Source organism: Trichocoleus sp. FACHB-90, assembly GCF_014695505.1.
Taxonomy (GTDB): Bacteria; Cyanobacteriota; Cyanobacteriia; order Cyanobacteriales; family FACHB-T130; genus Funiculus; species Funiculus sociatus.
This window is the reverse complement of sequence record NZ_JACJOK010000089.1, coordinates 177,976-186,773: the sequence shown is the minus strand read 5'-3', so window position 1 is coordinate 186,773 and position 8,798 is coordinate 177,976. Positions and strand designations below refer to the sequence as shown.

Here is an 8,798-nt window from a genome sequence, read left to right as displayed (position 1 = left end):
ATTTACCTTTTGGAGACAAACAAGTATATCTTCAAGTAAACCGGCGTCAAATCAGGTGTGACGGCTGTGGCAGCAAGTTTAGTGAAGAATTAGAATTCGTAAAAAAGAAAAGAATCTACACGGAAAGATTTAAAAACAAAATTATTGAAGAAGTTTTAGAGAGTGATATCAAGAATGTAGCTAGAAGAAATGGAGTTAGTGAACAAGAAGTCGAGACAATGCTAAAAGAATTAGCTGCGGGATTCATTGAAGAGAAACCTCAAGAACTGAAGAAACTAGGAATTGATGAAATCGCCGTAGTCAAAGGTCAGAAAAACTATTATGTAGTGTTAGTAGACTTAGAGAAAAGAGCATTAGTAGGAATGGTGGAAAAAAGGACGACGGCTGAAGTAGAGCAATATGTGTCAAGCTGGGGTGAAGAGGTTTTGAGCCAGATTGAAGAAGTCAGTATCGACTTGTGGAAACCCTATAAAAAGGTAATTGAGAAACTCATGCCACAAGCCGAAATAGTAGCCGATAGATTTCATGTGATGAAGCAAGTCAATAAAGAGTTAGACACTAAAAGAAAGAAAATCAAGAAAGAAGTAGAGAAAGTTAAAGATAAAACTGAAAGAGAGAAAATGCTATTAGCATTAAAAAAAAGTAGATATGTGTTACTCAAGAATGAAGAAGATTTAAAAGAATCAGAAAAAGAAAAGCTCGAATTAATCAGAGATATGCTGCCAGAATTAGCGAGACCACACCGACTGAAAGAGGAATTTAGAAACATTTTTGAAAAAAGTAAAGATTGGGTAGAGGGGCTATTTAATTTAAGTGATTGGTTAAGGGAAGCCCAAAATTATTTTGCAGATAGCTGTGGCACGATCAAAAGATGGCTCGGAGAAATTATTGCTTATTTTGACCAGAGAACTACTCAAGGAGTTGTGGAAGGCATCAATAACAAGCTCAAACTAATTAAACGAAGAGGTTATGGGTTTAGAAACTTCAACAATTTCAAATTAAGAAGTTTTCTGACTTGGCATTTTGCCAGCTAATTTCAGTTTATTTTACATACCATGTTCGGTAGAGCCGTAGTTCTGTAGTTTTGAGCTTAAAAATGACAGCTATTAGTGCAAAAACTTCTGATAAAATAAAACGGTATATCGAAAGTTTTATTGATGGTGTTGTCGATGAATATAAAGGACGTGTGATTGTAAAACCAAGCACGGCAATAGAATACCTATCCCGCATTTCAAATAATGGAGAGTTAAAACCTTTTCAAGCAGCCTTTGTTCCACCAGAATTAATAAGAATAAATCAATTTGAGCGGGGTTTAAGCACCAGATTAGGAAACTCTCTTGAAGAATGCGCTCGGTTAATTGCCCTTGAATATCATCAAGATGCGCGTCGAGGATATGATATAAGAGCAGAAGTAAGTATTGCAGCTTTTGCAGAAGCAGAACGTCAGAAAGAATATTACGAATCAGCGGTTAACAAAGGACAAGATAAACCATCTTTTGAACAGATGATTACAGCCGTTCTTAATGCCCGTCGCTCAGATGATTTAGCAACAAAAAGTGTACGTGCTGACCTTTATATTCTCGCTGATGACGGCACAGAATACTTATTTGAAATTAAAGCTCCCAAGCCGAATAAAGGTCAATGCTTAGAAGTTATCCAGCGGCTGTTGAGATTTCACTTGCTAAGGGGTGCAAACCGTCCGGAAGTGCAAGCTTACTATGCAATGCCGTATAATCCATATGGTGTAACAAAAGCTGATTATAAGTGGTCACAGGCAATAAATTATCTGCCTTTTAATGAGGCTGTAGTTATTGGAGATGAATTTTGGAATATTGTAGGCGGAGCTACTGCTTACGCGGAATTATTAGAAATTTACCTGGAAGTTGGACGTGAAAAAGGTAAATATATGCTAGATGCGTTAGCTTTTGGATTTTAAACGCGATCGCATTCATCTTCACCCAAGCGCAATCGCATTCATCTTCACCAAAGCGCGATCGCATCCATCTTTCTGAGAGTGCGATCGCATCCACATTTGGGAGAGTGCGATCGCAATCTGAATAGAGCATGGTAGAGTATTTATTTCTATATAAGCACAGCAGCTAGTCTCAATATGAGTAGGCAAGATTCACAAACTACATTTCAGAATCAGTGGAATGCAGAACTCTACGATCGTAAACATTCTTTTGTCTCGCAACTAGGATCAGATGTGGTAGAAATGCTATCTCCAAAACATGGGGAATCTATTCTCGATCTCGGCTGTGGAACAGGTCATTTATCCGAAAAAATCACAACTTTTGGTGCTAAAGTAGTTGGCATTGATAGTGCAGCCACGATGATTGAGCAGGCACGAAAAAATTATCCTGCTTTACAGTTTGAGGTGATAGATGCAACTAATTTACAATTTACAGAACAGTTTGATGCTGTCTTTTCAAATGCGGCACTTCATTGGATAAAAGAGCCTGAAAAAGTTGTGTCTGGTATTTATCAAGCGTTAAAACCAAAAGGGCGTTTTGTGGCTGAATTTGGTGGTAAGGGAAATGTTAAAGCAATCGTTACAGCTCTCTATAATGCCCTTCAAGCTGCTGGTTATCCTGTTGAGGAAGCGCTCAATCCTTGGTATTTTCCTAGTATTGGGGAATATGGTGCTTTACTAGAAAAACATAGTTTAGAGTTAACTTTCGCAACCCTGTTTGACCGTCCAACACCTTTAGATGATGGAGAACAAGGGGTGCAAAATTGGATAAAAATGTTTGCAAATAACATTTTGACTGCATTTCCTGCTGAGCAACAAATGAGCATTATTGCTGATATCGAAAAGCAATTGCGTCCAACACTGTATAAAAATGGCACTTGGTTTGCAGATTACAGACGAATTCGAGTAATTGCCATTAAAAATTAGCTCGTTTTAGCTTCAAGTAAGCGATGGCGCTACCTTGGTGTATGTTTCCCAAGCTTGCGATCGCGCAGATTTTTCCCAAAATGCGATCGCATTTACCGAATTGGAGCTATATTAAGCGAATGCCCAAAAAATTGCTTAATTTAAAATTAAATTATATGAAAATTCGCAACTATATCAGTTTGTTAGTGCGGCGAACTTTACCGGAAGTCTACAACACTTATCACGGGTACCAAAAGCTTAAACTTCCCGAAAACATCCAACGCATTAACAATCTAATAATTCAAAAACACGGTTTAGTTGTTCAAAGTGGCCCTTTTGCTGGCATGGTTCATGTAGGGCGCAAGGGAGGTGCAGCATTAGTACCAACGCTTATAGGTTGTTACGAGGAAGAATTACATGAAATTTTAGACTCTGTAATTAAAACAAACTACGACAAAATTATCAATGTTGGTAGTGGCGAAGGTTACTATGCAGTTGGATTTGCTTTAAAGATACCTACCGCCAAAATTTATGCTTTCGAGATTAACCCCATTGCTCGGCGAATGTCTAAGGAAATGGCACGAGCCAATAGTGTTTTTGACCGTATGTTTTTTGCTGGAGAATGCGATATAAAAGCATTGAATGAGGCAATAAATAAAAAATCGCTGGTGTTTATGGATTGTGAAGGCGGTGAACTTGATTTGCTACAACCGGAACTGGCACCTAATCTTAGATACAGCGACGTCTTAGTTGAGTTACACGACTTTTTAAACCCAACCATTTCAGAAACTATTCTATCACGCTTCAAAGACACCCATGATATCACGCTAGTAAGTAGTACAAAGCGCGAGCCAGAAGCATATGCAGCTATTGGTTTCCTCAATGAAGAAGACCGTCAAATTGCTGTTAGCGAGTTTCGACCAGCAGTAATGCAGTGGGCGTTTATGACAGCTAAATCTTATCAAAAATAAGAGTAGATTCAGCAATACCAAGATGAATTATGCCAAAATCAGTACAGCTAAATAGTCTTTGTTGCTGATGAAACGGTTCACAATTTTTCGCTACGCAGCGACAGCATCCGTACTGGCTGTATTGGTATTGGCTTGCCGCGATCGCACTATTCCCGTATCCAGGGCCAATACACCTAGTCCAGATACTTTAAGCTTACTTCAGGTGGAGCCGCCCCCTGCGAAGGCATTTAAGAGCCCGTGGACACCTGAACTCGAAAAAGAATTTCAGCAACGAGCTAAAGAAGTTATTAAGTATTACGCAGGTAAAAAATATGGCAGCACCTATGGAGAGAATGAAAAAGCGTCTTATCCTAATGCCATGTTTGACCTTTTAGATGGAAATCGGGAGAAAGCGATCGCATTTCTTGAAAATGAAGATAACCAAGCCAAAGATAATGCCCACACTGAAGGTATTGACTATTACTATTCTTTCACTCTCAAAGGACAAATTCGCAAATACTTCTTCTTCGGTAAATTCCTAGATCCTACCTACAAACAACGAATGTTTTTAGGTGCAAAAAAGTGGACTCAGCAAGATCCCAATGGTCGTCCTCACCCGATTTATGGGAAAGGCCGTGGCGGTGACGGTTGGGGGCCAGAGGTGCGCGGTAGCTGGGTGGATGGACGCAACACAGATAATCTCAGGGCGATGCGAGAGACCTCCGTTTATCTGATGGCGGAGGAAACTGGAAATGAAGATGTGCGACAGCTATATAAAAAGAGAATTCAGCGGTATGTTTGGGCGCTTTATCATATTGGCATGGGCGAATGGGATTCGGAAAATTATCACGGTCATACCTTAGCTGCCTATCTTAATCTTTACGATTTTGCTAAAGATCCAGAAGTAAAAATATTAGGTAAAGCAGCTTTAGATTGGCTTTGTGCTGCGGGTGCATTGAAGTATTACCACGGCGGTTTCGGGGGGCCATCTAAACGAGATTATGGTAATAGTAATGTAGTTTATGGTTCATCCGCTGCACGTTTGCTATGGCTATATTTTGGTAATAATTCGCTACCTAATCCTAAACCTGAACGCGATTCAATTCACGTAGTTACTAGCAGTTACCGTCCTCCATTGGCAGTTGTGGCATTAGCCAGAAAACAGTTTAAAAAGCCGATTGAATTACTTAGTACCAAGCCAGTTTATGAAAATTGGAAACCTGGAGGTGAAGGTAAACCGGGTTATTGGGAAACTACATTTTTCGGTAATACTTATCAACTGGGTAGCGTTGTTGCAGAGTTTAGTGATGGTGATGTTGGAACTTTCAAATTGATGGCTGAAAATTCTCAGCGTGGGGTGGATTATTTTGTAGCCAATACTGGTGGCGACAGGCTAACGCCTGGAAAAAATAAAGGCGATCAAATAGGACAGTACCGCAATCTTTTGATTTGGCTACGGCCAGCCTCGAAGCAACCATTTTACTTTCAGATTCCTAAAACTGCCGTATCAGAAATTGAAGATGGAATTTGGTTCTTTAAGTTTGAAAAAACTTGGCTGGCTGTTCATCCAATAAACTTAAGTAATTACACAAAAATTGCCATTAAAGGAAAAAAAATAGAGGAATTATACCGCGATGAAGTAATGCTGAAAGCCACACCTAAAGGTAATCAATATGCTGGATTTACTGTGGAAGCGGGAGATAAAACTACAAGCAGTTATGCTAGTTTTAAAGACGCTGTGAAGAAAAAAAGTAAGTTGGACTTGAGCCAGATAGCAGCTGGTACAGTACAGATAAAAGGACTTAATGGCGATCATCTTAAAATAAGTCATAATTCTAAAAATGAGCTGCCAACTATTGTCCGCAATGGTGTCAATTATGATTGGTTTAAAAATTATGATTTATACAAGCCAACTGAAGGAAATAGCCCTATTTCTCTAGGTTGGAAACAAGGTAAACTTCGAGTAGAAGCTGGCGGTTTCGTATTTGAAGAGACAGTTTCAAGTGATGGAAAGGTGAGTTTTTAAACTTCTCATGTCACCTTTTACGTTCTGTAACTAAGGTGAGGCTAACCCATTCCCCTTTATTGTTATAGCTGCGAATTATCCGTTGGCGCAAATCTGGCTGCAATAACCATCCTGCTTCTAGAAAAAAGGCTTGACCACCTTTCACTTGTAGGGGACAGTTGGAAGAGGCACCATCTGGTAATAATAATACTTGAATTGGCTGGGTATTTTGGTCAAACTGAAGAATGGAACCATTAATTTTAGCGGTAGAAGTAATGGTTCTGTCGCCAAAAGTCAATTCCTGAAATAAGCGATCGCTTTCTTTTTGCTCTACCTTCAGCGTGCTAGAATAAGTATCAGAATTTTGATTATCCGGATAAATTGTCACCGCTTCTCCCTGCCATTCTCCCACCAAATCGTTAACAGTTAAGGCTGGGCGTTCTGGGGAGTCTGTTGCAGCTAATTTTTCTCGAATTAAGGTAATTCTATCTAACTTCCCTTCACGGTTAAATAGCTGCACCAAGCGCATCCTTCGGGTGCCATCAATCAAGCCTAATTCTGCCCCAAATTCTGAGAAAGGAGCCTGCTGAATCGAGCCTTGAGAAAATGCCCCATTCTCAAAAAATAAAACGCTTTTTCCTAGAGAACTATATTCTAAAACTTTCTCTTCTGCCTGTTGTCCGGGTGGTAAGCGGCGAATAACTTGGCGAATGGTTTGGTTATTGTTTAAACCTTCTAAGGAGACAACTGTAGGCGTGTCTTCCAGTAACTCTCCTTGGGGTGAAAGCCGGGTAAATGAGCCTTGCCATTCCCCTAGATTTTGTAGTAGAGATTCCCATTGCGATCGCATAATTTAATTTTAGATTTTGAATTGATTATCGTACAGCAAAGCGGCGGACAGCAAACAAACTTCCGATTAAGCCTACCGAACCGCCGAGACACAGGAGAATCACAGGTAACATAAAAATTTGTATTGGACTAAGTTGCAAACCGTTGACGAGAAATTGGATAAAATTCGGTTGAGAAGTAAGCAAGTTATTCAAAGTACGTCCAATGGTGCTGATGAGAAGCCAAGCGATCGCAGCCCCAACCAAACCAAAGGTAATTCCCTGTAAAATAAACGGCAGGTAAATCCATACCGTAGTTGCTCCCACCAGCTGCATTATCTCAATTTCCCGCCGTCGTGCCATCACAATTAGGCGAATTGTTGTTGTAATTACTGCAACTGCCGTCAAAGTAAGTAAGGTGGTGATAGTAAGGCTAACGTAGCTCAGACCTTTATTCAACTGACCTAATCGTTGCAAAGCTTCATCCATATACTGTACGCCATCCACACCTGGGATTTTTACCAGCTTTTGGGCTAAAACTGGCACTATCTCAGAGTTACGAACCTTGACTTTTAGCTCATCTACGAGGGGATTTCCCTGTAGCTGCTGGGTAGCACCATCGATATCGGAAATTAAGAGTTCTTTAACCAGAGATTTCCAAGCTTGCTCTTTAGAAATCGTTTTTATCTCAACCACTTCTGGTATTTTTTCCACAGCCGGGGCGACCATTTCTACTCGCGCCCCAGGATCTAAATATACAGATACTTCCAGTTGGCTGCCAAATTGAGTTAGCAGGCGTTCCATTTGCCAGGATGCTTGGAGACTCATGCCAAATAGAAACAGCAACACGGTGACTGTACTAACCGCCGCCCAGTTCATCCAACCGCCGCGTCGCAAGCCCCGCAAGGTTTCGCGCAGTAGGTAATCTAGTTTACTTAGGAATTTAAACACAAATTTCCTCCTCAACCACAGCCATCATCAGAGAGTTTATAGCACGGTCGTTCGATTCTTTGAAGAGTAGATTTTAGAGCTGCATTAGATTCTACTCTCCCGAACCGCTCCCCATTGCCTCTAATATGTTGTAGTATTTGTAGTATAAATAGCATTCTTAAATGATTCGTGAAGGTGAGATACCGAACTTCTTTAAGAAGTTTGGTATCTGAAGCGGTGGCAATAATTATGGTGAAGTTATGAATCAGTATCACTTTAAACGGTCATTCTCTGCTGACTCCAATTTAAGTAATAAGTTGTTTGACTTGGTTGAAGTCGTGTTTCCTGGATTGGGGGAATTAACAGAATGCGGCAGAAAATTAGGCGCATCGTGGGAAGATGCTTCAACTCCGTTTATTCGCTTCCACGATGACCTAGCTGTTACCCATGTAGGAGTGTTAGAAATTCCTATGCAAATTATGGGAGAAGCGGTCACGGTGGGGGGAGTACATGGAGTATGCACGCGGCCGGAATTTCGTAGGCGCGGCTACTACCGCGAAGTGATAAAGGAGGTGCTGGAATATTGCGATAAACACTATGAAACGCTGGTATTGACAACGCCGAATGCGAAATTTTATAAGCCTTTTGGCTTTCGCCAACTAGAAGAATACGTGTTTAAAATCAGATGGGGTTCCCAGAGTAGCAAGGATGGTTTTAGAATACTGAATTTTGATGATGCCAAAGATTTAAAATTGCTACACCGACTGTTGGAAACGCGGACACCTGTTTCTAATATTGTTGGAGTTGTGAAAGAAAAGGCAGTATTTTCCTTCAATGAAGGAAGTCGCCCTTTATACTATGCAGAAGATTTGGATTTAATCGCTTGCCTGGAGATAAAAGATACCCAACTCCACCTTTTTGATATAGTGGCAACCCAGATATGCCCGTTGAAAGAAATTATCGACAGAATACCCCAAACCATTGAAGAGGTGACGATATACTTTAGTCCTGAACTTTTGGATGCGGGAAATATCAGGGCATTTCCCCACCTATTTGATGAGACGGTGCTGATGGTGAGGGGTAAATTTGCAGCAGAGGGGGAAAAATTTATGCTACCGCGTTCGGCGCGTTGTTGATGGAAGTAGGTGTTGGGGGACGAAAGTAAGGGAGTTAAGTAGTAATTCAGCTAACAACTGAGAACTGTTAAG

9 protein-coding genes are annotated in these 8,798 nt (G+C 40.6%); 6 read left to right on the top strand and 3 right to left on the bottom strand.

Going from position 1 to position 8,798, the window contains the following annotated elements; translation table 11 throughout:
* Together H6F74_RS26560 and H6F74_RS26555 are read left to right on the top strand one after the other, a co-directional pair.
* A partial coding sequence (locus tag H6F74_RS26560) for an ISL3 family transposase (protein WP_190445103.1) occupies nt 1-1,034 on the top strand: 1,034 nt, incomplete at its 5' end.
* Nucleotides 1,035-1,096: 62 nt separating this feature from the next.
* On the top strand, nt 1,097-1,936 hold the full coding sequence (locus H6F74_RS26555) for a TdeIII family type II restriction endonuclease (protein ID WP_190445102.1): 840 nt from the start codon (nt 1,097-1,099) through the stop codon (nt 1,934-1,936).
* 18 nt (nt 1,937-1,954) lie between these two features.
* On the opposite strand, the gene H6F74_RS26550 is transcribed toward H6F74_RS26555, so the two are convergent.
* Complete coding sequence (locus H6F74_RS26550; protein ID WP_190445101.1) at nt 1,955-2,122, bottom strand: hypothetical protein; 168 nt, start codon at nt 2,120-2,122, stop codon at nt 1,955-1,957.
* Between H6F74_RS26550 and H6F74_RS26545 the strand changes: the two genes are divergently transcribed.
* The 3 genes from H6F74_RS26545 (at nt 2,111) to H6F74_RS26535 (ending at nt 5,854) form a co-directional block, all read left to right on the top strand.
* Nucleotides 2,111-2,899, top strand: a complete 789-nt coding sequence (locus H6F74_RS26545; protein ID WP_190445100.1) for a class I SAM-dependent methyltransferase — start codon at nt 2,111-2,113, stop codon at nt 2,897-2,899. The genes H6F74_RS26550 and H6F74_RS26545 overlap by 12 nt on opposite strands.
* 23 nt (nt 2,900-2,922) lie before the next feature.
* The gene (locus H6F74_RS26540; RefSeq protein WP_190445099.1) at nt 2,923-3,849 is read left to right on the top strand and encodes a hypothetical protein; all 927 of its coding nucleotides are present in this window, start codon (nt 2,923-2,925) and stop codon (nt 3,847-3,849) included.
* A gap of 67 nt (nt 3,850-3,916) precedes the next feature.
* Complete coding sequence (locus H6F74_RS26535; protein ID WP_190445098.1) at nt 3,917-5,854, top strand: hypothetical protein; 1,938 nt, start codon at nt 3,917-3,919, stop codon at nt 5,852-5,854.
* A 10-nt stretch (nt 5,855-5,864) separates the two neighbouring features.
* On the opposite strand, the gene H6F74_RS26530 is transcribed toward H6F74_RS26535, so the two are convergent.
* Nucleotides 5,865-6,683, bottom strand: a complete 819-nt coding sequence (locus tag H6F74_RS26530; protein ID WP_190445097.1) for a DUF3598 family protein — start codon at nt 6,681-6,683, stop codon at nt 5,865-5,867.
* Nucleotides 6,684-6,708: 25 nt separating this feature from the next.
* On the bottom strand, nt 6,709-7,611 hold the full coding sequence (locus H6F74_RS26525) for a permease-like cell division protein FtsX (protein ID WP_190445096.1): 903 nt from the start codon (nt 7,609-7,611) through the stop codon (nt 6,709-6,711).
* 239 nt (nt 7,612-7,850) lie between these two features.
* On the opposite strand from H6F74_RS26525, the gene H6F74_RS26520 reads away from it, so the two are divergent.
* A complete protein-coding gene (locus tag H6F74_RS26520; RefSeq protein WP_190445095.1) occupies nt 7,851-8,726 on the top strand; it encodes a GNAT family N-acetyltransferase in 876 nt (291 codons plus the stop codon).
* Nucleotides 8,727-8,798: the final 72 nt, after the last annotated feature.